25 protein-coding genes and 4 pseudogenes are annotated in these 23,615 nt (G+C 68.1%); 21 read left to right on the top strand and 8 right to left on the bottom strand.

Features of this window, described 5'->3' with window-relative positions; genetic code table 11:
- Positions 1–156: 156 nt before the first annotated feature.
- Positions 157–564 (bottom strand): M55 family metallopeptidase, encoded by a 408-nt coding sequence (locus EDD27_RS17305; protein WP_206641466.1) that lies wholly within the window; start codon positions 562–564, stop codon positions 157–159.
- Positions 565–1,068: 504 nt separating this feature from the next.
- Between EDD27_RS17305 and EDD27_RS17300 the strand changes: the two genes are divergently transcribed.
- The 4 genes and pseudogenes from EDD27_RS17300 to EDD27_RS58660 all read left to right on the top strand — a co-directional run bounded on the left by EDD27_RS17300 (position 1,069) and on the right by EDD27_RS58660 (position 4,676).
- Positions 1,069–2,748 carry a Mu transposase C-terminal domain-containing protein gene (locus EDD27_RS17300; protein WP_127933353.1) on the top strand — a complete coding sequence of 560 codons (1,680 nt, stop codon included), beginning with the start codon at positions 1,069–1,071 and terminating at the stop codon, positions 2,746–2,748.
- Entirely contained in the window at positions 2,745–2,945 is a 201-nt protein-coding gene (locus EDD27_RS59195; RefSeq protein WP_241564091.1) for a TniB family NTP-binding protein, read from the top strand. The genes EDD27_RS17300 and EDD27_RS59195 overlap by 4 nt, the downstream gene beginning before the upstream one ends.
- 12 nt (positions 2,946–2,957) lie before the next feature.
- Positions 2,958–3,410 (top strand): annotated as a pseudogene (locus EDD27_RS59190) (TniB family NTP-binding protein); the annotation flags it as partial.
- Positions 3,411–3,686: 276 nt separating this feature from the next.
- Positions 3,687–4,676: a TniQ family protein gene (locus tag EDD27_RS58660; protein WP_127933352.1), complete on the top strand. Its 990-nt coding sequence runs from the start codon at positions 3,687–3,689 to the stop codon at positions 4,674–4,676.
- Positions 4,677–4,801: 125 nt separating this feature from the next.
- Here the strand turns inward: EDD27_RS58660 and EDD27_RS17285 are convergent, their stop codons facing one another.
- Both EDD27_RS17285 and EDD27_RS17280 read right to left on the bottom strand, forming a co-directional pair.
- The gene (locus tag EDD27_RS17285; protein ID WP_127933351.1) at positions 4,802–4,999 is read right to left on the bottom strand and encodes a tyrosine-type recombinase/integrase; all 198 of its coding nucleotides are present in this window, start codon (positions 4,997–4,999) and stop codon (positions 4,802–4,804) included.
- On the bottom strand, positions 5,000–5,977 hold the full coding sequence (locus EDD27_RS17280; protein WP_127933350.1) for a tyrosine-type recombinase/integrase: 978 nt from the start codon (positions 5,975–5,977) through the stop codon (positions 5,000–5,002).
- 337 nt (positions 5,978–6,314) lie between these two features.
- Here EDD27_RS17280 and EDD27_RS17275 point away from each other — a divergent pair, with 337 nt between their 5' ends.
- Together EDD27_RS17275 and EDD27_RS17270 are read left to right on the top strand one after the other, a co-directional pair.
- On the top strand, positions 6,315–6,803 hold the full coding sequence (locus EDD27_RS17275) for an RNA polymerase sigma factor (RefSeq protein ID WP_421917291.1): 489 nt from the start codon (positions 6,315–6,317) through the stop codon (positions 6,801–6,803).
- On the top strand, positions 6,800–7,966 hold the full coding sequence (locus tag EDD27_RS17270) for a hypothetical protein (protein ID WP_127933349.1): 1,167 nt from the start codon (positions 6,800–6,802) through the stop codon (positions 7,964–7,966). The genes EDD27_RS17275 and EDD27_RS17270 overlap by 4 nt, the downstream gene beginning before the upstream one ends.
- 94 nt (positions 7,967–8,060) lie before the next feature.
- On the opposite strand, the gene EDD27_RS17265 is transcribed toward EDD27_RS17270, so the two are convergent.
- From EDD27_RS17265 to EDD27_RS57780, 3 genes and pseudogenes are all read right to left on the bottom strand, one after another.
- Complete coding sequence (locus EDD27_RS17265) at positions 8,061–8,750, bottom strand: hypothetical protein (RefSeq protein ID WP_127933348.1); 690 nt, start codon at positions 8,748–8,750, stop codon at positions 8,061–8,063.
- A 150-nt stretch (positions 8,751–8,900) separates the two neighbouring features.
- Positions 8,901–9,434, bottom strand: coding sequence for a Tn3 family transposase (locus EDD27_RS57785; protein ID WP_277750724.1), 534 nt, complete (start codon positions 9,432–9,434; stop codon positions 8,901–8,903).
- Positions 9,435–9,498: 64 nt separating this feature from the next.
- A pseudogene (locus EDD27_RS57780) lies at positions 9,499–10,188 on the bottom strand (Tn3 family transposase); the annotation flags it as partial.
- A 40-nt stretch (positions 10,189–10,228) separates the two neighbouring features.
- On the opposite strand from EDD27_RS57780, the pseudogene EDD27_RS58315 reads away from it, so the two are divergent.
- The 10 genes and pseudogenes from EDD27_RS58315 to EDD27_RS17205 all read left to right on the top strand — a co-directional run.
- A pseudogene (locus tag EDD27_RS58315) lies at positions 10,229–12,301 on the top strand (Tn3 family transposase); the annotation flags it as partial.
- A gap of 40 nt (positions 12,302–12,341) precedes the next feature.
- Positions 12,342–12,644 (top strand): annotated as a pseudogene (locus EDD27_RS17245) (ATP-binding cassette domain-containing protein); the annotation flags it as partial.
- A 198-nt stretch (positions 12,645–12,842) separates the two neighbouring features.
- Positions 12,843–12,974, top strand: coding sequence for a hypothetical protein (locus EDD27_RS57775; protein WP_277750723.1), 132 nt, complete (start codon positions 12,843–12,845; stop codon positions 12,972–12,974).
- Entirely contained in the window at positions 12,971–14,446 is a 1,476-nt protein-coding gene (locus EDD27_RS17240; protein ID WP_127933343.1) for a hypothetical protein, read from the top strand. The genes EDD27_RS57775 and EDD27_RS17240 overlap by 4 nt, the downstream gene beginning before the upstream one ends.
- Complete coding sequence (locus EDD27_RS17235) at positions 14,443–15,045, top strand: hypothetical protein (RefSeq protein ID WP_127933342.1); 603 nt, start codon at positions 14,443–14,445, stop codon at positions 15,043–15,045. The genes EDD27_RS17240 and EDD27_RS17235 overlap by 4 nt, the downstream gene beginning before the upstream one ends.
- Positions 15,046–15,351: 306 nt before the next feature.
- A complete protein-coding gene (locus tag EDD27_RS57770; RefSeq protein ID WP_421917289.1) occupies positions 15,352–16,098 on the top strand; it encodes a helix-turn-helix transcriptional regulator in 747 nt (248 codons plus the stop codon).
- Positions 16,095–16,451: a DUF1048 domain-containing protein gene (locus EDD27_RS17220; RefSeq protein WP_127933341.1), complete on the top strand. Its 357-nt coding sequence runs from the start codon at positions 16,095–16,097 to the stop codon at positions 16,449–16,451. The genes EDD27_RS57770 and EDD27_RS17220 overlap by 4 nt, the downstream gene beginning before the upstream one ends.
- Position 16,452: 1 nt before the next feature.
- Positions 16,453–16,779 carry a DUF1048 domain-containing protein gene (locus EDD27_RS17215; RefSeq protein ID WP_127933340.1) on the top strand — a complete coding sequence of 109 codons (327 nt, stop codon included), beginning with the start codon at positions 16,453–16,455 and terminating at the stop codon, positions 16,777–16,779.
- Between the two features lie 32 nt (positions 16,780–16,811).
- Positions 16,812–16,967 carry a hypothetical protein gene (locus EDD27_RS54245; RefSeq protein ID WP_164903646.1) on the top strand — a complete coding sequence of 52 codons (156 nt, stop codon included), beginning with the start codon at positions 16,812–16,814 and terminating at the stop codon, positions 16,965–16,967.
- Positions 16,968–17,170: 203 nt separating this feature from the next.
- Positions 17,171–17,734, top strand: a complete 564-nt coding sequence (locus EDD27_RS17205) for a DinB family protein (protein WP_127933338.1) — start codon at positions 17,171–17,173, stop codon at positions 17,732–17,734.
- A gap of 350 nt (positions 17,735–18,084) precedes the next feature.
- Here EDD27_RS17205 and EDD27_RS17195 read toward each other — a convergent pair whose 3' ends face one another.
- A complete protein-coding gene (locus tag EDD27_RS17195) occupies positions 18,085–18,531 on the bottom strand; it encodes a hypothetical protein (protein WP_206641465.1) in 447 nt (148 codons plus the stop codon).
- 429 nt (positions 18,532–18,960) lie between these two features.
- Here EDD27_RS17195 and EDD27_RS17190 point away from each other — a divergent pair, with 429 nt between their 5' ends.
- The 5 genes from EDD27_RS17190 (at position 18,961) to EDD27_RS17170 (ending at position 22,065) form a co-directional block, all read left to right on the top strand.
- A complete protein-coding gene (locus EDD27_RS17190) occupies positions 18,961–19,380 on the top strand; it encodes a hypothetical protein (protein ID WP_127933337.1) in 420 nt (139 codons plus the stop codon).
- A gap of 2 nt (positions 19,381–19,382) precedes the next feature.
- Entirely contained in the window at positions 19,383–19,607 is a 225-nt protein-coding gene (locus tag EDD27_RS17185; protein WP_127933336.1) for a helix-turn-helix transcriptional regulator, read from the top strand.
- A 78-nt stretch (positions 19,608–19,685) separates the two neighbouring features.
- A complete protein-coding gene (locus tag EDD27_RS17180; RefSeq protein WP_127933335.1) occupies positions 19,686–20,393 on the top strand; it encodes a DUF4386 domain-containing protein in 708 nt (235 codons plus the stop codon).
- 303 nt (positions 20,394–20,696) lie between these two features.
- Entirely contained in the window at positions 20,697–20,960 is a 264-nt protein-coding gene (locus EDD27_RS58655) for a helix-turn-helix transcriptional regulator (RefSeq protein WP_206641464.1), read from the top strand.
- Positions 20,961–21,000: 40 nt separating this feature from the next.
- A complete protein-coding gene (locus EDD27_RS17170; RefSeq protein WP_241564088.1) occupies positions 21,001–22,065 on the top strand; it encodes an NAD(P)-dependent alcohol dehydrogenase in 1,065 nt (354 codons plus the stop codon).
- Between the two features lie 154 nt (positions 22,066–22,219).
- Here the strand turns inward: EDD27_RS17170 and EDD27_RS17165 are convergent, their stop codons facing one another.
- The gene (locus EDD27_RS17165) at positions 22,220–23,524 is read right to left on the bottom strand and encodes an IS256 family transposase (protein WP_127932211.1); all 1,305 of its coding nucleotides are present in this window, start codon (positions 23,522–23,524) and stop codon (positions 22,220–22,222) included.
- Positions 23,525–23,615 lie beyond the last annotated feature (91 nt).

Raw genomic sequence — 23,615 nt, 5'->3', positions numbered from 1 at the left:
GCTCACGGCCTGCAGCTCGGGCATCTATAGCTACGGCGAGCCGCCACCCTGACCGGGCCCAGCGGGCATGCATTGAACGGACATCACCACGACCGGAACACCTGAACACCTGAACACGCGTTCACCCCAGCATGCCAGCACACCAGCCAACGTGCCTTACGTGCCTGACAAGATCACATCTCCCTGACCTGCGAGAAGATGCGAACAACCCCAGATAACGATGGCCGCGTCGTCGCCGCTGGCCAGCACGACGGGCACACCGTAGGAGCCGGCCAGCAGGGTGTTGATGCCGATCTCGCCGTGTGAAGCGCCGTTGATGCGCACGTCCAGGACGGCCTCGGCCATGGTGTGGGCGAGCACCGCGCCGCCGACGCCGGCGCGGGCGTGGTAGCCCACGAACATCGCCGCGTGGGCGCCGGCCTGCAGGCCCGCGAGGATGCCGAGTTCTCGGGGTTTGCCGCGGATCAGCCGGGCCCGCCGGTCCAGGTCCTCGGGCAGGATGTTGCGGTAGGGGCCGTGGGCGTCGGCCACCAGCACCTCGGCCGCCGGTTCGGCCTCCAGCACGCCCGCCGCTCGACGTCGTCGCGCTGTGGCACGCCCGCGGTCATCTCTCGCACCCAGGCGATCAGCCCACGCAGCCCAGCCGGGCGCTTGGGTGCTGCTGCCGGCCACGACTCGGGCAGCGGCTTCCACAGCAACCGCACCAGCATGCAAGCACCGTAACGCGCCTCGGAGTTCCTGCCGTGGGATCTGCCGGGTTGGTCTGACTGCGTCCAGTTCCCCCCGTTGGTGATGAGCTTGTCGAGATCACTGCAGACGGCTACACGGCGGACCGACAAGAAAGGCGGACGCTTCAGAAAACCTTCGTTTTTTGAAGATCTTGAAAACGGGCCGACGAAGGCCTCCCAAGCCTTCAAAAACTCCTGTCACTTTTCGAAGTCGTGTGCACGGCTGTCCTGGGCCTTCCGGGATCTGTGCAGAGGACTACGAACATCCGGTGCGTCCATAGTCCTGTGCGCTACTGTGCGTTTTGTTCCGTACTCGTGTGCGCGACGGTGAGGTCCTGGCATGGACAGCGGGCGGGCGCAGATCGTCGAGCGGGGCGTGCTGACCGCCCCGGATGAGACGTGGGACGTGGCGGTACGCCGGGCCGAGGTGATCGGCCGGCTGGCCGCCGGGCCGCGGGTGGGATGGGCGGCCGCGGACGCGGCGGCGGCCGAGTTGGGCCTTTCGCGGCGTCAGGTGTACGTGCTGCTGGGGTGGTGGCGTGCGGGTGAGGGCGTCGTCTCAGATCTGCTGCCCCGGCGCTCCAGCGGTGGCCGGAGGCTCGGCCGGGTGCCGGCGGCGGTCGAGACGGTGATGGTCGAGGTGATCCGTTCGCGGTATCTGAACCGGCAGCGGCGCTCGGTGGCGGCGGTCTACCGGGAGGTCGTACGCCGGTGCCGGGCCGGCGGGCTGCCGGTCCCGGCGCGCAACACCCTGGCACGGAGGATCGAGGTGCTGGATCCGGCGGCGGCCGCCGCGGCGCGGGAGGGCGCAGACGGGGCGCGCCGTCTGCGTTCGGCGGGCGGGGAACCGCCGAGCATCGAGGGTCTGCTGCAGCAGGTGCAGATCGACCACACGCCGGTCGATCTGGAGGTGGTCGATGAGTGGCATCGGCTGCCGATCGGCCGCCCGTACGTCACCGCGGCGATCGATGTGGCCAGCCGCTGCGTGGTTGGCCTGGTGGTCACGCTGGAGGCGCCCTCGGCGCTGTCGGCCGGGCTGTGCCTGGCGCACACGGTGTGTGACAAGCGGCTGTGGCTGGAGCGGCTCGGGATGGAGGCGGTGGCCTGGCCGATGAGCGGCAAGCCGCAGGAGATCTACGTGGACAACGCCGCCGAGTTCCGCAGCGAGGCGCTGCGCCGGGGCTGCGCTCAGCATGGGATCACGCTGGCGTACCGGCCGAAGGGCATGCCGCACTTCGGCGGCGTCATCGAGCGGCTGATCGGCACGATGATGCAGATGGTGCACGAACTGCCCGGCACCACCTTCTCCAACGCGGCCGAGCGCGGCAGCTACGACAGCCAGGCCAGCGCGGTGCTGACCGTCGCCGAGCTGAACCGGTGGCTGGCCCTGGCAGTGGCCGCCTACCACGGCCAGGTGCACGCCACGCTGGGGCAGACCCCGGCCGGGCGGTGGGCGGAGGGCGTCGCGGCTGGCGGCCGCCCCGCGACGGTGACCAGCGAGACGGCGTTCCTGGTCGACTTCTTGCCGGTGATCCGGCGGGCGCTGAGGAGGACCGGCTTCACGGTCGATCACGTGCAGTACTACAGCGACGTGCTCAAGCCCTGGATCGCCCGCCGGGATCGGCTGGAGAAGTTCGTGCTGCGCCGTGACCCGCGCGACATCTCCCGGATCTGTGTGCTGGACCCTGACGGGCACGCCTACCTGGCGGTGCCGTACCGGACGCTGTCGCGCCCGCCGATCAGCGTGTGGGAACAGCGCGCCGCGATCGCCCGGCTGCGCCAGGACGGCCGCGCCCAGGTCGATGAGAACGCCCTTTTCGCCATGGTGGAGCAGATGCGGCAGATCACCGAGACCGCGGCGGCCAAGACCCGCCGGGCCCGCCGGGAGGTCGAGCGCCGCTCGGCGCCCCCCGCGCCGCGAGCAGCTTCGCCGGCGCCTCCTCCGCCGACCTCGCCGCCGGCCGAGGGTTGCGCGGACGATGAGCCCGTGCGGCCGTTCGAGGTGATCGAGCAGTGGTGAACAGCGAACCGAAGACCGGGCCGGAGATCGAGCTGGAGCCGGGGCCGGCAGAGGACCTGTCGCACCTGCATGAAAGCGCCCGGCCGGTGGCCCGGCTGCCCGCCGCCGAACGGCTGGCCCGGGTGCGAGCGGATCGGTGGATCGGCTACACCCGCGCCACGCAGGCACTGGACCAGCTGAACACGTTGCTGGGCTGACCGGCCAAGCAACGGATGCCGAACCTGCTGGTGATCGGGCCGACCAACAACGGCAAGTCGATGATCCTGGAGAAGTTCCGGCGCCTGCACCCGCCGACCTCGCACTCGGACCGGGAGGAGATCCCGGTGCTGATGGTGCAGATGCCCTCCGACCCGCACGTGGCCCGCTTCTACACCGCGCTGCTGACCGCGCTCGGCGCGCCGCTGCGCCCCCGCCAGCGGCTGGCCGAACTGGAGCAGATCGCGGTGCGGCTGCTGCGCCAGGCCGGCGCGCGCATGCTGATGATCGACGAACTGCACAACGTGCTGGCCGGACGCGGCGAGGCGCGCCGCGAGTTCCTCAACCTGCTGCGCTTCCTGGGCAACGAACTGAAGATCCCGCTGGTCGGCGTCGGCACCCGAGACGCCTACCTGGAGATCCGCTCCGACGACCAACTGGAGAACCGCTTCGCCCCCTTCGTCCTGCCGCGCTGGCAGCCCGACCGGGAGGCGAGCACCCTGCTGGCCAGCTTCGCCGCCGCCTTCCCGCTGCGCCGCCCCTCCCACCTGGCCACCCCCGGAGATGACCGACTACCTGCTGACCCGCAGCGAGGGCACCATCGGGGAGCTGGCCGCGCTGCTCACCGAGGCCGCCGTCGCGGCGATCGAGTCCGGCGAGGAGGCCATCAACCAGCGCACCCTGCTCATGGCCTCCTACGCCGGCCCGACCGAGCGGCGCCGCAAGTTCGAACGCGAGCTGGTGTGAGGTCCGCGCCTGTGCCGAATGGTGTGCGCCGCTGGCCCGTTCACCCCGAGCCCGGCCCCGGCGAGGCGCTCACCTCCTGGCTGGGCCGTCTGGCCGGGCTGTACCGCCTGTCGGTCGAGCAGCTGCTGACCCATAACCTCGGCCCGGCGTCAGCGCAGCTCGACGTCGTGCGCCTACGCGATGCGGACCTTGACTACCAGGTGCCCGCTGCCGTCTTGCGCGCGCTCGCCGCGCGGACCGGCGTCGCGGTAGGCCGGCTGCGCCGGATGACGATCTCCGGGTGTGTGCCGTGGCTGGCCGACACCCTGAATCCCGCCGACGGCTGGCAGGCCTTCTCTGCCTACGTCCGGCAGGACTCGGTGCTACTGGCACCCGGCCGGGCCGGTTACCACGTCGTCAACCGCTGGGTGCCCTGGCTGCCAGCGCGGAGCCGCCCGTGGCGGACGGCACGACGGGTCTGCCCCACCTGCCCAGCCGACCGCGGCATCCTCCTGCTCGCCGCGCTCCCCCTCATGATCAGCTGCGCGGAACACGGATGCCGTCTGGAAAGAGTCCACGAGGTTCGCCGGGCCCACCGCCACGGCGAGCCGATGACCCCCGGCCCGGTCCCGGACGCCGTTGCCGCGCTGGATCGGCTCACCTTCGAGGGCATCGCCACCGGGAGCGTCACGCTGCCCTCGCGCACGGTGCACGTTGGGGAGTGGCTGCGTCTGCTGCGTACGCTGCTGGACGAGGTCAGCATGGTCGCCTCCCGGGCCGGCCCCGGCTCGGCCGCCATGCTGCACCAGGTCTGGGACGCCGTGGACTTGCCGTTCCGGGCGGGCCTGAACCTCTGGCGGCCGTACGAGCGGCTGAGCCCGTCGCGTCAGGAAGCGATGCTGCAGGCGGCGGCCACCGCAGTGCAACTGGCCGCGGACGGGAGGATCATTCCCGGGGTTCATGTAGTCCCGGGGAAATTTTGGTCGAATTTCGCTGACCTGCACTGATGCCGTCAGGCTCCGTTTGTCGATCACTTCCGCTACGGTTCGTACGGTCCTGGCTGTGACGTGCCGCAGTTAGCGTCGCTATTCCTGCCACGCTTTCGTCGTGTTGGGGTGTCCAGGTCTCGCGGTCATAGGTCTTCGACGTAGTCGGCGGCGATGTCGTCGGGTGGGTTGGTGTACAGGCGCAGGTAGCGGTCGTTGGCGTGGCCGAGGCGGCGCTCGAGTTCGGCGCGGTTGTGGCCGGAGGCCTGCGACAGACCGTAGGCGAAGGTGTGGCGGGCGTCGTGCGGGCGGAGGGTGCCGAGCTTGCGGTCGGGGTCGGGCATCTAGGCGTCGTGCAGGCGGCCGATCTCGCCGACGATGGCGTTGATGGAGCGGGCCGAGAGGCGGCCGTCGGGGTGGCGGGCGGCGATGGAGGCGGCGGACAGCAGCAGCGCGGCCGAGCCGGTGCTGGCGGCGGCGTCGCCGGGCCGCTCCTGGTCAAGGTAGTCGGCCAGGGCCTGGCGGGCGTCGCGGCCAAGGAAGACGGTGCGGCTGGTGCGGCCCTTGCCGCGCACGCCAACGAGGCGCGCCTTCTTGACCTTGCGCAGCCGCTCGGGTTCGGCCGGCTTCAGTTGGTCCAGGTTCAGGCCGACCAGCTCCGCGCGGCGCAGCCCAGTGCCGAACAGCAGGTAGATGATGGCCCGGTCGCGCAGCGGGCGGGCGTGGGCGTGCACCCGGGGCGTGGCGGCGCCGCGGTGACGGGGGCCCTTGAGCTCGTGGAAGGTCTCGATCCGGTCCACGACGTTCTTGACGGTGCGCACCTGAGCGGCGGCCAGCGCTCGCGGCTGCGGGGCGGGCAGCGGCAATGGGGCGACTTTCTTGGTCGGGTCGCCGTTGCGCAGCAGCCCTTCGGGGGCGTGCGCGGTGATCCAGGTGAACAGCGCTGACAGGTGCGCGAGGTGGTTGTTGACAGTCGCTGGCGCCATCGGCGCGGGCGACTTGTCGCGGCCGCGGTTGCCGGCGGTGGCCAGGTGATCGCGCCAGGCGGTGATCTCGCGCGGGGTGACGGTCGAAAGCCGGTCATGCCCGAGGCCGCCCGTGATCCAGGCACCGAAGCGCTCCAGATGCCGGGAGATCTTGGCGGTGACCTCAGCTGAGCGGACTCCACGCACGGCGAGATCGAGGTAGTGCTCCGTCCAGACTGGGAGGCTGTCGTCGGCCGGATCGAGGCGTTCGGGAAGCCCGACCACCTTTCGTGAAGTGATTTCGGCGCGATCCGGCCTGGCGGGCGGGGTAGCCGAGCTGGGGTTGGGGGACGGCATGCGGCCAGATTACTTCACGGAAGGGCCATTTCCTGAAGAGAATCGGCCCGGCGAAAGGTCGTCAGGCCCAGGCTGCATGAGTCGTCGGACGCCCTGCCAACGCTGCTCCGCTATCACCTGCCCGAAGGGCCAACTACTCGACCATTTTTCCGCGGCCGTGGGGCGATGCCGCCGGGCGATCCTGAGTTTTGCTGGACCAGCTTTTCGGCAAATGTGACTTCCGTCTCACAAGGCAACCTGGACAGCGAGTATGCATGGAAGAGGTATGCGATTCGCGATTCAACGAGCGGTGGAAGAACCAGCGCCACCGCCGCAGGGAGCGCCGCCTGCTGCGGCCATGGATGAGGCTGTCGTGGCCGAACTGTTCTTGACTCACCGGCTACACCTGGTCCGGTTGGCGTTCCTGCTGGTGGGCGATCAGGAAACAGCCGAGGACGTCGTCCAGGACGCCTTCACAGCACTGCACCGCCGATGGAGCCGGTTGACCCACCATGATCGAGCACTGCCCTACCTTCGGGCGAGTGTGGTGAACGGATGCCGCATGGTTCACCGGCGCCGGTCCATCATGAGCAGGTTCACCGGCGAGCGGCAGACGCCATTTCGGTCGGCGGAGGCCGCCACGCTGCTCGGCGAGACGCGCCGGGAGGTATCGGAGGCAGTACGCGCCTTACCCCGCCGCCAGCGAGAAGCTGTGGTGTTGCGCTACTACCTCGACCTGTCCGAGGCAGAAATCGCCGAAGCCATGGGAATCAGCCGTGGCACGGTGAAATCGACCGTCTTTCGAGCCCTGAAGGCACTCACCGTCAAACTGGAGGGAAAGCGATGACGTCATGGCTCGAAGATCAGCTCCGGAATGCCCTCACCGCCGACGCCGAGCAGATCCGCCCGGAAACCTTGCGCCCTGCCAAACAGGCGGCGCGAACAAAGACCGTCGTTCCCACGCGCCGGTTCGCCCTGGCGATTCCGCTCGCGGCCGCGCTCGTCGTCGTGGTCATCGGCGCAGGCGCCGCCCTGGTGGCCGGAACAAGCGGAACGACCCCGACCGGGCCTGCAACGCAAACCCTTGGTGGTCCGCGGTTCCTGCTGATCGCCGGCAATGACGGCGTGACGGTCCACGACGCCCGCAACGGGAAGGTGGCGAGTCGACTCGGTCTGCCCCCGACCCCGGAGGGAAGCTTCCGGGAGCCCGGCGGATACCTGCTCGCGGGCGCCGGAGATGGTGAGACCTTCTATGTCGCCCAGAGCGTGCGGTCCCGCGAAACTCAGGTAAGCAGCACGAGGTTCTACCGGGCTCGGGTCGATGAACAAGGCAAACCAGTCGAGTTGGTTCGGGACGTGATCCCTGAGGTGTTCGGTACGACAGCGAGCTCCCTTGCCGTTACCAGTGACGGCACTCGACTTGCCTACAGCCTCGATGGCAAGGTGTGCGGTCAAGGGAAAACGTTGCGCTTCTGCCCCGGGGCCCAGCTCACGGTCGTCGATCTGCCCGCGGGAACGACACGAACATGGACGACCAACGCAGAGCAGATCCAGAGCCTTTCCTGGGCGGCCGATCGTCGCACGCTCGGTCTGGTGGTCAAATCTGAGGCTCGGGTTCTGGACACGACCGCCTCCGGCACCACCCTCGCGACCAGTCAGGTCATAGCTCCAGGAAACGATGCCACCGCCTCGACGATCCACCCGGACGGACGCAGCATGCTGATCGGCCACATCCAACTGGCCGACGGCCGGCAACCGCATCGCTACACCATAGACGAGTACTCCGTCCCGGACGGACGCAAGATCCGCACTCTGGTGAGCAGAAGCCACGACGGCAACAGCATCGCGCGCTGGAACCTGATCCGTTACGACGGCACCGGGAACCATCTGCTGCTCGCGGGGAACTTCGCTCCACTGAGCAGGGTCGACGACGGACGGGTCACGTCCTTGATCCCCCTCGGATCTCCTGATGCCCTGGGATTCCTACCAGAGATCCATGCGGCCTGGTAACCAGCCCTTGACGGGTGGGGGTCGGGGACAATGCCTTGGTTCGGTCCTCGCCCCCGCCTGTGAGATGAGCGACAAGGAATAGTGCGCATAAGCCTTACGGCGACTCCGCAGCTGCCAGAGAGCGCCGACGTCGCTCCACGAGGAGGAAAAAGACGACGATTGAGCCGATACTCGCGGTAGCCGCTGTCCATACGATCGTCCTCCCTATGGTCTCGACCACCTCGTTCCTGCCAGGCGGGAGCACGACCATCTGTACGGCGGCGCCGACCGGCACGGTCAATCGTGCGAGCAAACCGATCGCTCCCGATCGCTTGACGCACGCGCCAACAGCACCCAAGGGGGCTCCGAAGACAACACTGGCGAACAACCAGGGCCATTCGAACTCGTACCAAGGCAGCAGCCCACCGCTACGGATGGTGTCCACGATGCTGTAGGCGACCGTGGCGGCAAGCAGGACCAGTGCGCCAGCGGTAGCACCGCCCAGCGCTAGCGCTGCAGGGCTGCTCTCTCTGGCGCGTGTGACCAGCCACCCCACTGCGACCGCCAAACCCGCCCACGCCCAGCCGGAGTCGAGCAGCACGCTCATGATTTCCGCGATTGACCACCCGGTGGTGGTATAGGCATGGTTTTCAAGGTCGGCGTAGCTGTGGGAGAGGGCGTTCACGAGGGAGGTTGCCACGCCGAATCCCGCTCCGACCACCAGGGAGCTCACCAGGATCTCTACGGGACGCGTCACACGTGGGCGGTCCTGCCATCGACTGCCACGCTGCTGATCGTCAGTCACGATGCCTTCCTACCGTAAATCACGACGCCGTAGGCACGGGGCCACGGCGCCGCTGCTCCTCCCACGCTCCTTCACCTCCCGGCATGCACCTCGCGCCTCCCTGTGCGGGCAGCCCGTCGGCTCCGCGAAAGGGCCGCACGGAAGCGGAGGTCACATCCGATCCAGGTCCGCCACCGCCGGGCGCAGCGGTCTCCAGCCGCCGCCGTCCAGTTTGGCCAGCTCCGCCTCGACGTCCACGGTGATCAGGCCGAAGAAGTTGATGTTCTCGCTGTGCGCCGGGGAGATGTGGGCCAGCAGTTCGTCAGGGACGTCCCGGCCGGCTGCCCGTAGTTGCCGCACGGCGAGCGAGTAGTACTCGGTCGTCCAGGTGATGACAGAGTTGGTCAATACGGTCAAACACCATGCCTGGTCGGTCTGGTCGGCCAGGGCCGGTTTCGTGATGGCGCCCTGTTGGGCGTAGTGCAGGTCGCGGCGCAGCGCGTGCAGGCTCTCGCCTTTGTTGAGCTGGCGGGCGATCTTGCGCCGGTAGGCCGGGTCCGACAGGTACTTCGCCGCGTGCAGGGTGCGGCGCAGCATGCCCCATTCCTTGAGCGCTGCGGTCAGGGTGTTCTGCCGGGAGGCGGCCGACCATTTGCCCACCACCAGCGAGGCGGTGGCCTGGCCGTACTTCAGCGATCCGGCCATGCGTAGCAGGTCGGGCCAGCACTCGGTGATGAGGCCTTCGTTCCAGCGGGCTGCTCAGCAGCGGTCCGGCGTGTGGATATCGCTTGACTGTCTCGGTGGGCGTCTCGTTCTGGATCAGAGTGATCTTGCCGAGGTCGCGGATGCGCGGGGATAGCAGCTTGCCCACCAGGTCGAACAGGGCAAAGTTGATCAGGGTGACGCCGTGGGTATCGGTCGCGTGTTCGAACAGGGGCAGATCGGTGGCGTTGCCTAGGAAGTCGTCCAGCACGAAGTGCGCCTCGCGGGCGCTCGGCACGATGATCTTGGTTCCGAAGGTGGAGTGCTGGTCGGACACGTGCGTGTAGGTGGACAGCACCTGGCCGCCGTGGATGGTCAGGTCCCGGGCGGTCGTGCTCTTGCCGCGGACCGGGAAACGCTGCCCGTCCGAGCTCGACATCGTGCCGCCGCGGAACACCTGTGACAGGTCCAGTCCGTGGTGATGGTTGACGATGCAGGTGTTGGCCTCGCGCAGCGTCTCCTCCCGCACATACCACTCCTGCGTCCAGCGCAGCACGTCGTAGGGGATGCCGCAGGCCTCCGCCATCCTGGACAACCCCAGATTCGTGGCGTTGGCAATGAGCACGCTGAGGATGTTGCGCTTGAGATCGACCGAGCGGGCCTGCTTGCGCCCGCCGGCGTGAGTGAAGCAGTCCAGGAAGTGCGTGCGCACGTCCAGCTCGATCAGCAGGGAGGCGATCGGCGCGAACGGCAGCATCCCGGCCAGCTCCGCCCTCAGCTCCTTGGCCTCGCCCGGCATGTCCTCGGCCGACAGCGGCGGGATGACGAGCTTGTCGTCGTCATCGAGCCGGACCGCGCCGGTGTCGTCCGGCAGCGCCTGGGCCAGCGTCTGGTCCAGCTGCACCAGCGCGGTGTGCAGCTCCTCCTTGCCCTGCTCGATCGCCTCGGCCGCATCAGCGGGCTTGCGCGCCCTGGAAGTCGATGGCCGCCAGCACCGACGGCGACAAGCTGATCGACTGGTGGCCGTCAACGTCGCACACGCTGAGCGGCAACCAGAGCGGGTGCGCGAGGAACTGCTCAAGCAGTGCCGGGCCGAGCGGATCGAGCCGCCCTCACCCGGCCAGGTCACCAGAATGGTCCGCTCGGCGCTGCACAACGCCGAACAGACCTGGTTCGCCCGGATCGCGGCACGACTGGACGCCGAGAAGACGGCCCGCCTCCTCGCCCTGGTCGCCTCCGAACAGGCCCAGGAGGCCGAGGAGCAAGAGCGCGAGGACGACCTGGACGAAGACCAAGGCTCGGTCTTGTCGCTGATCAAGGCGATCCCGGGCAACGTGAGCCTGGACTCCATGCTCACCGAGATCCGCAAGCTCAACGCCATCCGAGTCGTCGGCTTACCCGCCAGCCTGTTCGCCGACGTGGCACCGAAGGTGCTGGCCGGATGGCGGTTCCGGGCCGCGGTGGAATCGCCCTCGCACCTGCGCACGCGGGCCCGTACGATGCCGGAGGCCACCGTTACCCTGCTGGCGGCGCTGCTGGCCGAGCGGGAGCGCGAGGTCACCGACAACCTGGTCGACCTGCTGATCGCCACCGTGCACCGGGTAGGCGCCCGCGCCGAACGCAAGGTCACCGAGGAACTCGTCAACGCCTTCAAGCGGGTCTCAGGCAAGGAGAACCTCCTGTTCACCATCGCCGACGCCTCGTTGACCAGTCCGGACGGCACGGTGCGCGAGGTCGTCTTCCCCGCGGTGCGCGGCGGCGAACAGACGCTGCGCGAGCTGGTGCACGAGTTCAAGACCAAGGGCCCGGTCTACCGGCGCACCGTGCAGACCACATTGAAGGCCTCCTACACCAACCACTACCGGCGCGGCCTGATCGAGCTGCTGGAGGTCCTGGAGTTCCGCTCCAACAACACCGCCCACCAGCCCGTCATCGACGCGCTCAAGCTGGTCAAGCGCTACGCCAACGCCGGCAACACCACCTACTACCCGCTCGGCGAGACCACGCCCGAGCACAAGGGCACACTCAAGGACTGGGCCGACCTGGTCTACCGCACCGACACCCGCGGCCTACGCCGCGTGGCGCGCATGGTGTACGAGGTGGCCACCTTTCAGACCCTGCGGGAGCAACTGCGCTGCAAGGAGATCTGGGTCGTCGGCGCCGACCGGTGGCGCAACCCGGACGAGGACCTGCCCACCGACTTCGAGGCACGCTGCGCCGAGCACTACCGCGAGCTGCGCAAGCCCCTGGATGCGACAGAGTTCTGCGACACCCTTCGCGAGGAGATGACCACCGCCCTGACCGAGCTGAACGACGCGCTGCCCTCCCTAAAGTGGCTGGAGATCAGCGATCGCAAGGCTGGGGCGATCAAGCTGACGCCGATCGAGGCCGCCGACGAACCGCGGAACCTGCGCCGGATCAAGAACGAGGTGGCCCGCCAGTGGAGCGCGGTCCCGCTGATCGACATCCTCAAGGAGGCGATCCTGCGCACCGGCTGCCTGGCCAAGGTGACCGCAGCGACCGGCACCGGCCACATGAGCCCCGAGGTGCTCGCCGAACGGCTCATGCTGGTCATCTACGCCTACGGCACCAACTGCGGCATCCGACAGATGATCTCCGGCGTGCACGCCCACAGCGAGGAAGACCTGCGCTACGTCCGCCGCCGCTACCTGACCCCGGAGGTGGCCCGCACCATCGCGGTCGAGATCGCCAACGCCACCTTCGCCGCCCGCGACACCGGCCTGTGGGGGCAAGGCTCGACCGCGGTCGCCTCCGACTCCACCCACTTCCGCGCGTGGGACCAAAACCTGTTCACCGAGTGGCACTCCCGCTACGGCGGCCGCGGCATCTTGGTGTACTGGCACGTCGAACGCGGCTCGGTGGTTCGCGGATCCGGGCCAGCGCACCGACCTGCGCCGCCGCCTGGGATACCTCCCGCAGGCCCCAGGCTTCTACCCTCACTTCACGCTCTTCGAGCTGGTCGAGTACGTGGCGATCCTCAAGGAGCTGACGGATCGGCGCGAACGCCATCGGGAGGTGCGGCGGGTCCTCGCGGAGGTCGACCTGATCGACCGTGCCAGAACGAAGGTCCGCAAGCTGTCCGGTGGCATGAAGCAGCGTCTGGCCCTGGCCCAGGCGCTGCTCGGCGAGCCCGATCTGCTCATCCTGGACGAGCCCACGGTCGGCCTGGACCCCGAACAACGTATGCGGTTTCGGGCGCTGGTCTCCCGGCTCGGCGAGAGCTGTACCGTGCTGCTTTCCACCCACCAGACCGAGGACGTGGCCGCTCTGTGCGAGCGCGTGATCGTGATGAACGGCGGGCGCGCGGTGTTCCAGGGAACTCCGCGTGAGCTCGCCGCCGTCGCGTCCAGCCAAGTGTGGATCTCCGATGCGTCTCCCTCCGATTCCCGCTTGTTCTGGCGGACCGCGGATGGCCGCTACCGCACTCTGGGAGACCGTCCGCCGGGCGCGGCGCCTGCCACGCCGACGGTGGAGGACGGATACCTGCTGCTGCTTGGCGAGCCGGTCGGGGCGGAGGCATGATCTTTCGTTCATTGTTCCTGTTCGAGGCCCACAGGTTGCTGCGCAGCCCGATTCTGTGGGGTGCCGCCGTACTCTGCCTGGGGTTGCGGCTCATGGCGACCTGGCCGTGGCTGCCCGATATGAGTGTCGATCCGACGAGCACGTCGGGCGCGATGCTGCTTCTTGCGGTGGCGGTGATGACCACGACCAACCTCGCGACATCCCGGGACACCCGGAACGGCATCGCGGAGATGCTCGAAGCGCTTCCCGGCCGCGCTAAGGAGCGGACCAAGACCGCGACCTTGGCGGCCCTGGTCGTCGGTACCGGGATCGCGCTGCCCGTCATGCTCTGCTATCTGCTGGTGCGGCTGGCCATGGGCCCGGTCGCGGGCGTATTCGATCCCTTCGAAGCACTGGGTGGAGTGCTGGCCGTGCCCTTCGCTGCGGCCCTCGGCGCGATGCTCGGCAGGTGGACTCCCTGGTTGGTCGCCGTTCCCGTGACGGCCTTCCTGATCGGTGCTTTTACATGGCTGAACAGTCAGCAGAGCGGTTACGGGAGCTGGTTTCTGCCCGTGGTGCTCTTTCACGGACCCGACTGGCCGCAGCGCCCATCGGTGTTGCACGTCGTCTACCTCCTGGCCGCCATCGCGCTCTTCGCGGCCCTGGCCCTGCTCCGGCACGGGGCCAGGCCGGTGCGCCTGATCACAGTCCTCACCGCCGCGGCCGTGACGGTGCCGGCGGGGGCCACCGCGACCGCCGCCGCTCCAGGGGAGGAGATCAACCGCCGATTTATGCAGGGGACTCCAGCCGCGGTGCTCGGCGACATGGATCCCACGGTCCGGCAACGCTATTTCGGGCCAGACGCTCAGCGGTGCGAGAAGCACGATGCCATCACCTACTGCGCCTTCCACGACTACGCCACTTGGATCCCGTCGTGGGTGTCGGCCGTAAACCCCGTGGCCCAGGCGCTGCCCCCAGCGGAGCGTGACCGGCTACCAGTCGTCCGGCAAATGACCGACAGCTGGTTCAACGCGGACGGCGATGAGGAGCAGTCCATCCGCACATTCATGATGTGGGGACGAGCCGGAGCCGAAGACGACTATCGCGCCGTGCTCGCCTCCCAGATCATTCGCTCCGTGCTGGGACTGCGACCGCCGAGGACGGGCTGTGACATACGGGGTCAGAGCAGGGCACTCGTGGCGCTGTGGCTGCTCGGCCAGAGCATCGCGCCCGGTGCGCCCGAGGACCGGGAGATCCAGATAGCCTCCTCCAGCTTCATGCCAGAGCAGTCCCAGCTGGGCATGATCCGGTACGGCGCGGCCGAACTGGGATATGCCCGCAAGCTGCTCGCGATGCCGGATGCCCGGCAACGAATCTGGACACATTGGGACACCCTGCTCAAGTCCGAAACGACGGTCGAACAAGCGCTGCCCCTGCTCGGCCTGCGCCCGGAGTTCACCGCCGAGCCCGTGAAGGGGCAGCCATGCTCGTGATCCAGCTGATCAGGCCGATCGTGCGGGCGATCGACTGGATTCCCCTCGCGGTCACCGGAACGCTCGCCGTGGTCATGGCCTCAGTGATCGAGGCGGGTTCCACGTTAAGCGTCGGAACCGCTTTCACCCTGCTCAGGATGATGGGGGTGATGTTAGGCGCCGCCGCCGGATTCGCCGTGATCGACGAGATGACGGCAAGTACGGACGCGACCCCGGTGCCCCGCCAGTGGCTGCGCTGCGGCTTCGGGGGCCTTACCGCAGGACTGTTGTGGGGGATGGCGTGCGCCATCGCCGCAACCAGACTGCCCCAGGGTGGACAGCTCAGAGTGGCGGGGATGGCGGTGGAGGCTGCGGTGTGCATCGCGATCGGCCTACTGACGGCATCGATCGCCGGGCGCATGCACCAGGGCAAGGCGGCCGCCCTCGCGGGCATGGGCAGTCTGCTAGTGATCGTCTCGGTGAGCCTGGTTCTGCGCGGACCGTACTGGCCCTGGCTCTATCCGGACGAGGAGAACTGGGAGATCGTGCACTACGGGTGGTTGGCCGTGCTGCTGCCCGTGCTTGTCGCGCTGAACTGGGCGAGCCGGGATCTACGCTGAGGAGACGCGCATAGGGTACTTCAGCGGGCCTCGGGCGACTCGACCGCATTACCGGAGTCGCCCGGTCAGCTCCCTGCCGCATCTCTGCCACCCCATCCCGATGGCGTGCCGCGGCGAGGAACCGGGCTTGACCACAACGCCGATCCCAGCTCAGATGCGGTTTGGCGGCTCATCGCATGCTTCTTAACGGCACCCCAACAACCCCGCGGCCACACAAAGTGGCGACGATTACTCATCGTTACTTTGCGGCTGGTGACGCGGACCCGAGCGGGGGCCCACAGGGGCATCGACGGCACCGTACGGAAACTGAGCCCGCGACGACACGGCCTCGACCTCACCGTGCAGGCGAGCGAGATCCACGGCTTCCTCGGCCCCAACGGGGCAGGAAAAACAACCACATTACGGATCCTCCTCGGGCTGCTGCGCCCCGACTCCGGGCACGCCGAGCTCCTCGGCGGCCACCCCTGGCACGACGCGGTCGAGCTGCACCGCCGCCTGGCGTACGTGCCCGGCGACGTGGCACTGTGGCCGAACCTGTCCGGCGGGGAGATCATCGACCTGCTCGGCCGCCTGCGCGGCGGCCTCGGCCCGAGCCGCCGAGCCACTCTGCTGGAACGCTTCGACCTCGACCCCACCAAGCTTGCTGGGCATTGGTTCGCTACTCTGTGGTACCGTGTAGTGGTACTCGGTGCTACAGGGTACCAGGAGAACCGAAGAGGACCCACGATGGACGACCTGACGGAGATGCTGAAGGGCACGCTTGAGGGCTGCGTGCTTGAGATCATCGGCAGCGAGGAGACCTACGGGTACGCCATCACGCGCCGGCTGAACGAACTCGGCTTCGCCGATGTCGTCGAGGGGACGGTTTACACCATCCTGCTGCGGCTGGAGAGGAACGGGCTCGTCCAGGTGACGAAGCGACCGTCCGGGCTGGGCCCGCCGCGCAAGTTCTATGCGCTCAACGACGCGGGGCGCGAAGAACTCGCGAAGTTCTGGGCGAAATGGGAGTACGTCTCATCACGGATCGACAAGCTCAGGGAGGGCGGGAGATGAACTTCTGGGAGACCATGACAGGCAGCGATCTCACCAGGGAATGGAAGGCGTTCGAAGCTCGGGCCGGGGCATTGCCGGCCGACTACCGGGCGGCGTGGGAAGAGATCAAGGCCCACCTCTTCCCCTACGGGGACTTCACGGGTCGAAACCTGATGCCGATTCTCGACGGTGCTCTGGGGCTGCTCGAGGAGACAGCGTCCGATGGGCAGAGCATTCACGAGGTGCTGGGTGACGACATCGAGGGCTTCTGTGCGGCGCTGGCCGGCGGAGAAGGGGCTCGGTGCTATCGCGATCGGTGGCGCGAGCAGCTGAACAGGAACGTCGCAAGGAAATTGGGCCGGCTAGGAGGCTGACGTGGGCATCCAAGACATCATCGAGGGCAAGAAGCAGTGGCGGGCGCACATGGCGCGGGTCAAGGCGCTCCCGCCGGACTATCAGATCGTCTACAAGGAGATTCAGAGGTACCTCTTCAAGGTTGGACCGATCGACTTGCTTGACGGGCCCCTGCTCTCAGGGATCATCGATTTCTTCGAGGAGGGCGTCGCGGCCAACAGGGGAGTCCTGGAACTCATCGGCAACGATGTCGCTGCCTTCTGCGACGACCTGATCAAGGACTCGCGCACCTACGCGGACATCTATCAGGAGTCCATCAGCGGGAAACCCGGCACGGCCGAGAAGTAACACCCGTCGACCGGTGCTGGCGAAGTTCTTTGATGGGTGAGCCCATCACGTGGGACGAGCTCGCGCCGGTGCTGCGGGTCGGCGACCGCCGCGCCGCCCAGCGCCGCCACGCCCGCCTGCTGCAGGCCGCCCGCGACCGCCAGGCCCTCGACGCCGGCGAGGACCATTTGCGTGGCTTCTGCGAGTAGGCGCCGTCCACTTGGACGGGCCCCCGGGAGGGTGCTGGAACACCCCCTCCGAGGCCGCGCCCGCTACACCAGAGCGCGGCGAACGGAACCCGATCCACAGCCCCCAGCGTCATCTCCCGGTGCGGTACGCTCTCGCGGCCCACGGCCGGCGACGGCGTCCGCGAGGGCCGCAGCCAGGTCTCCGTTGTATGTAGTGTGCGGAAATGACAAGAAGCGAGCGACTCGCGGACCAGCTGGACCGGCACTGGCACAAGAACCTGCGGCCGCGGCTGCACGGTCTTGCCGATGAGGAGTACTTCTGGGAACCGGTGCGCGGCTGCTGGAGCATCCGCCCACGTGGCACGTCGGCCGCACCGATGTCGGCAGGTTCGGGGGAATGGACGATGGACTCCGCGTCCCCTGACCCGGTGCCGGCGCCGGTGGCCACGATTGCCTGGCGGCTGGCGCACATCATCGTCTCCTGCCTGGGCTATCGGGTCGGATGGCACTTCGGCGGCCAGGACGTCGACTCCCAGACATTCGCCTACGCGGGGACCGCTGACGAGGCGCTAAAACAGCTCGATGAGATGTATGGGAGATGGAACGCGGGGGTCCGCGAGCTCTCGGACGCTGACCTGGATAATCCGCCCACGGTGGGTCCCGAGCGGTTTCCCATGGAGGGCATCGTCCTGCACGTCAACAGGGAGCTGATCCATCACGGCGCCGAGATTTCCCTGCTGCGCGACCTCTACCGCTGGCAGGACGGAGCCGTACCGCGCCGAATATGACTTTCCGGTAACCGGCGATCGAGCTTCGGAAGCCTACGTGGACTCCGTGACGCTCCGTGGCTGCGAGCTTCAGTGAAGCTGCGCCCTCTTGAAGTAGCTGGTCAGGGTGGTGGCGTGAGGGTCGTTCGGGGTGGTCATGCTGGTGTTGGGCGGATGTCTCGGGTGTAGATCATCTGTCAGCGGGCTTCTTCGAGGTTCGTCAGGACGAACAGGCGCGCAGCAGGCCGGTCGCGCGGGCGGGATCGGTGCGGAGCTTGGTGAGGATCCGCCAGTTCTTGATTGGTTTTCGTCACACAATTCCAACAGCCGCCGGGGGCACCTTGGTTACGCCCTGCCGTCCGTGCGGCCGGTCACGGGCGGACGGTGAACTTCCCGTCGGGCCGTTTGTGCAGCCAGCCGCGGTCGGCCAGCTTCCCGCGTAGCGGCTCCAGCTTGCCCCGCACCCCGGTGCCCACGCCCAGCGCCTCGCCGATCTGCCGGGTAGCGACCGGACTGCCGGCCGCCCGCACGGCAGCCAGGATGCGCTGATACTCCGCCGGCAACGCGGACTCCAAAACTCCCGGCCCACGCTCCGGGACCACCCTCACTGCCCGACCCGCCACCTGAACCACCGGCGATCCGGCCTGGGCCCGCTCGTCGGCGAGCTGCTCACTCATCCGCTGCCACACCCGCTCGGCCACGGCAAGCTCATCCCGCTCGGCCCGCACCTCCGCCAGCTGCTTGACCAGCTGTTCTTTGAGTCCGTCCAGCTCCGCACGACGCGCGGCGATCCGTTCCTGTATCTCGGGGTCCATCATGCGCCGGAGCGTACGAGCGGCGCCGATCCCGACGGACGAGAACCCGCAGAACCAACCCTGCCAGGCGATCTACACCTCAGACTGCCGCCCAGCACCAGCACGAGCACCCCGAACGACCCTCACGCCACCACCCTGATCAGCTACTTCAAGATGGCGCAGCTTCCATGATCGGACGCCCTCTTCTGTCGATGGCAGGAAGTTGAGACATCGACGTTCGTGCCGGTCGGCCACGGTCGCATCTCCCAGGACCCGACGGCGCCAAGTCATCGTGGCCGTCGAGTGCCGAGGGGTTCGCCTCGGCTGGGTCAGATCCGCGCCTCAGCTCGTTTGGCACGTGCGGCCGGGACATCAGGGTAAAGAATTATTGACATCATGTCTGCGCTGCTTTACATTGGCAAATGTCAAAGTTTTTGTACATGGGAGTGGGACATGTCCTCCGAAGAGAAACGTTCGTGGATCTACGTCGTGTTCGGCGTCAGCGTCGCCGCCGTCTACTTCGTCACCGTCCTGTCGAAGGTGCCGGGCGCGGACGTCGCGCGGATCGCCTATGTGCGGCCGATGCTCATTGCCATCGGTGCCGGGATCGGCCTGGGCATCGTCGCCAGCATCGCAGCGGCCATCGCCTCGCCGAGGGAGGCCGGCCGGACCGACGAGCGCGACCGGCAGATCCACCGGCTGGGCGAGTACGTCGGGTTCTACGTCATGAGCATCGCCGCGATCGTCCCGCTCGCCCTGGCCATGGCGGAGGCCGCCCACTTCTGGATCGCCAACGCGCTGTACCTGGCGTTCGTCCTGGCCATGCTCGCCTCGTCGATCACGAAGATCGTCTTGTACCGCCGGGGCTTCTAGCCATGGTCAAACCCACGAAGGTCACGAACTCGATCCGAGCCCTGCGGTTCGCGAACGGCGAGATGACGCAGGCGGAGCTGGCCGACCGCGTCGGGGTAACCCGGCAGACCGTCATCGCCATCGAGCAGGGCCGCTACTCGCCGTCGCTGGAGATGGCCTTCCAGATAGCCCGCGTCTTCAACGTGACGCTCGACGACGTCTTCCAGTACCCCGACTCCGAGGACTAATCACCCACAACCGCACCCGGCGCGCGAGAGATCGCCTCGCGGGCCTGGCCCGTCACGCCCGAAATCAAGGAGCAAGCCGTGCACGCCCCTCAACGCCTCGCCCGTATCGCGGGACTGCTCTACCTCATCGTCGGCATCGGCGGCGCCTTCGCCGAGATCGTGCGCGTCACGGTGTACGAGGCCGGCGACGCCGCCACGACCGCGAAGAACGTCGCGACCCATGCCGGCCTCGTTCGGGCCAGCGTCGTGGCCGACCTCGTCACTACCGTGACCGGGTTGTTGACGGCCATGGCCCTGTACCTGCTGCTCAAACACGTGCACGCCAACGCCGCCCGGGCGATGGTGGCCTTCCTGGCGGTCGCTGCCGCCATGATGGCCCTCAACCTGGCTCACCAGTTCCAGGCGCTGCACGTGAGCGACGCCGCCTACACGAGCGCCTTCGGCGCGCAGGGATCCGACGCACTGGTGCTGCTCATGCTCGACCTGCACCACCACGGGTACCTGATGACGCAGATCTTCTTCGGCCTGTGGCTGCTGCCGATGGGATACCTCGTCTACCGGTCGGGCATGGTCCCGCGCGTGATCGGCGTACTGCTGATGGTTGGCTGCTTCGGCTACCTCGTCGACACGTTCGCCCGGTTGACCGCCCCCGACCTGGGCGCGGCGCTGAGCCCCTTTGTCGTCACCCCGGCCGCCATCGCGGAGGTATCGATGATCCTCTGGCTGCTCGTGAAGGGCGTCAAGGCCCCGCAGCGCGACCGTCCCGCCACCGTCGCTGCCGCGTAACCCTCACCGCGAAAGCGCCGCTGTGGCCGGGTGCGCCGCGCGGAGCCACACTCCGGTCGCGGCGAACAGCAGCGTGGTCATGACGGAGGCATGTCATGAGCGTCGCGGCGATCGGTCCCGCTCGGCCTGACCATGGCGGAGGCTGAGCAGTTCTGGATCGCCAACACGCTGTCCTGTCGTTCGTACCGGCCGCGTTCGTCTCGGCGGTCGTGAAGATCGTCGCCTACCGGCAGGGATTCTAGCGATGGCCAAGCCGACCAGGGTGACCAACTCGATCAGGGCGCTGCGGTTCCCCACGGCGAGATGACGCAGGCCGACCTGGCCGACCGCCTCGGCGTGACCCGCCAGACCGTCATCGCCACCGAACAGGGCCGCCACTCGCTGGAGGTGGCCTTCCAGATCGCCCGTGTCTTCAACGTGCCGCTCGACGACGTCTTCGGCTACCGCGACACCGACACACATCCCCAACCCGGCCCAGCGCGCGAGCCACCGCTTGGCGGGCCCGGACCGCCACACCCAAAACGACCCGCCACCCCACGAAACCGGCTCGTCCCCACCGCCGCCTGAGCCGGGCCCGGCCCCACCTCATCCGAGAGGACCACTCCCCATGACCAACCCGACGATCACTCCGGTCACCGTCCGGACGACCACCCGCACGAGCACCCCGACCAGGATCGAGACGACCATGACGAAGACGACGATGATCGCGATCACCCGCGACACCTACTGCGCACCGGCACAGCTCCAGCTGCGCGACATGGCCGTCCCGACCATCGGCGCCGACGACGTGCTCGTCCGCGTCGAGGCCGCCGGCGTCGACCAGGGTGTGTGGCACGTCATCACCGGCCTGCCCTACATGGTGCGCGCCGCCGGTTTCGGGCTACGCCGGCCCAAGAACCCCGTCCCGGGCATGGACGTTGCCGGCCGCGTCGCAGCCGTCGGCGCCAACGTCACTCGGTTCCGTCCCGGCGACGAGGTCTACGGCACCTGCGACGGTGCATACGCCGAGTACGCCCGCGCCCACCAGGACAAGCTCGCCCCCAAACCGGCCACCCTCACCTTTGCCCAGGCCGCCACCGTGCCCATCTCCGCCTGCGCCGCCCTCCAAGGACTGCGCGACGCCGGCCAGCTCACCGCCGGGCAGAGGGTCCTCGTCACCGGCGCCGGCGGCGGCGTGGGCAGCTTCGCCGTCCAGCTCGCCAAGGCCTACGACGCCCAAGTCACCGGCGTGTGCCGCACCGCGAAGACCGACCTGGTCCGCTCCCTCGGCGCCGACCACGTCATCGACCACACCCGCGAGGACTTCACCACCGGCACCGACCGGTACGACCTCATCCTCGACACGGCCGGCAACCGCCCCCTAACCCAGCTACGCCGCGCCCTCGCCCCCCGCGGCACGCTCGTCATCGTCGGCGGGCCCGGAGGCGGACGCGTGCTCCAGGGCGCCGACCGCCAAATCCGGGCGATGCTGCTGTCGCCCTTCGTCGGCCAGCGCCTGACCGGCCTCATGTCCACCGAGCCCGCCGCCGACCTGCATACCCTGGCCGACCTCATCGACTCCGGCGCCCTCACCCCGGTCCTCGACCGCACCTACCCCCTCGCCCAAACCCCCGACGCCATCGACTACCTCAAAACCGGCCAACCCGCCGGCAAAGTCGCCATCACCATCTGACCCCGGCCACCCACCCGCCCGGCCCCCGCGGCCCACCCACCGCGCGGGGCCGACCCACCACAACACCACAAACATCCGCTCGTGTTTACGAAACCGAGCTTGTCACCTGAAGTGGGTCTGTCCAGTGATCGGTGTATCTCGATCTTGACTTGATCTATCGGGTGGTCGGGGTCAGGCGGCCTTCGAAGGTGATGGCGAAGGCGTTCAGAGCGGCCTTCCAGCGGGTGATCCAGCGTTTGCGGCCCTTGCCGGTCGGGTCCAGGCTCATGATCGCCATGTAGACGCACTTGAGCGCGGCCTGCTCGTTCGGGAAGTGGCCGCGGGCCTTGACCGCCCTCCTGATACGGGCGTTGACCGACTCGATGGCGTTGGTCGAGCAGATCACCCGGCGGATCTCGGTGTCGAAGTTGAGGAAGGGCACGAACTCGGCCCAGGCGTCCTCCCACAACTTCACGATCGCCGGATACTTACCGCCCCAGACCTCGGCGAACTCATAGAACCGCTCGAGCGCCGCCGCCTCGGTCGGCGCGGTGTAGACCGGCTTGAGCGCCTTGGCGATGGCGTCCCAGTGCTGGCGGGCGGCATACCGGAACGAGGCACGCAGCAGGTGAACGACGCACGTTTGGACGACGGCCTGCGGCCAGACGGTCTCGATGGCCTGCGGCAGCCCCTTGAGCCCGTCGCAGACCACCATCAGCGCATCAGCGACGCCACGGTTCTTAATCTCGGTCAGCACGTGCAGCCAGAACTTGGCGCCCTCGCCGCCGTCGCCGGCCCACAAGCCGAGGATGTCGCGCTCGCCATCGACGGTGACCGCCATCGCCACGTAGACCGGCCGGTTGGCCACCTGGCCGTCCCGCAGCTTCACATGGATGGCATCGATGAAGATCACCGGGTAGACGGCGTCGAGCGGCCGGTTCTGCCACTCGGCCATGCCGTCCAGCACCTTGTCGGTGATGGTGGAGATGGTCTGCTTAGAGACTTCGGCGCCGTAGACCTCGGCCAGGTGCGCGGAGATCTCGCCGGTGGTCAGGCCCTTGGCGGCCAGCGAGATGACCATCTCATCGACGCCGGACAGGCGCCGCTGCCGCTTACGCACGATCTTCGGCTCGAAGCTGCCGTCCCGATCCCGCGGGACGGTGATCTCCACCGGGCCGACGTCGGTGATGACGGTCTTGGACCGGGTCCCGTTGCGCGAGTTGCCTGTCTCGCTGCCAGCGCGCTCGTGCTTGTCGTAGCCGAGATGGTCGGTGATCTCGCCTTCGAGAGCGGACTCCAGCACCAGCTTGGTCAGCCGGCCCAGCAGCCCGTTCTCACCGACCAGCTCCACCCCTTCGGCTCGCGCCTGGTCGACCAGCCTGGCCACCAGCTCCCGATCCGTCGAGCTCTCCGACTTCTTACGCGCCACCGCGGCGTCCTCCAGGTCGATCTCCGTCGATGCCTGGATCACAGTACTCATCAGGTGCGTTCTCCTTGATCAGGAGTTACACCGAAGACCGTACAGTCCCCCTGAAGTGTGTAAAGATCGTTTCTGGGTGATGGAGAACCCT

Origin of the sequence: Nonomuraea polychroma (genome assembly GCF_004011505.1) — a bacterium.
Classification (GTDB): Bacteria; Actinomycetota; Actinomycetes; order Streptosporangiales; family Streptosporangiaceae; genus Nonomuraea; species Nonomuraea polychroma.
Note: the sequence above shows the minus strand (reverse complement) of the source record. Positions and strands in the feature narration are given on the sequence as shown.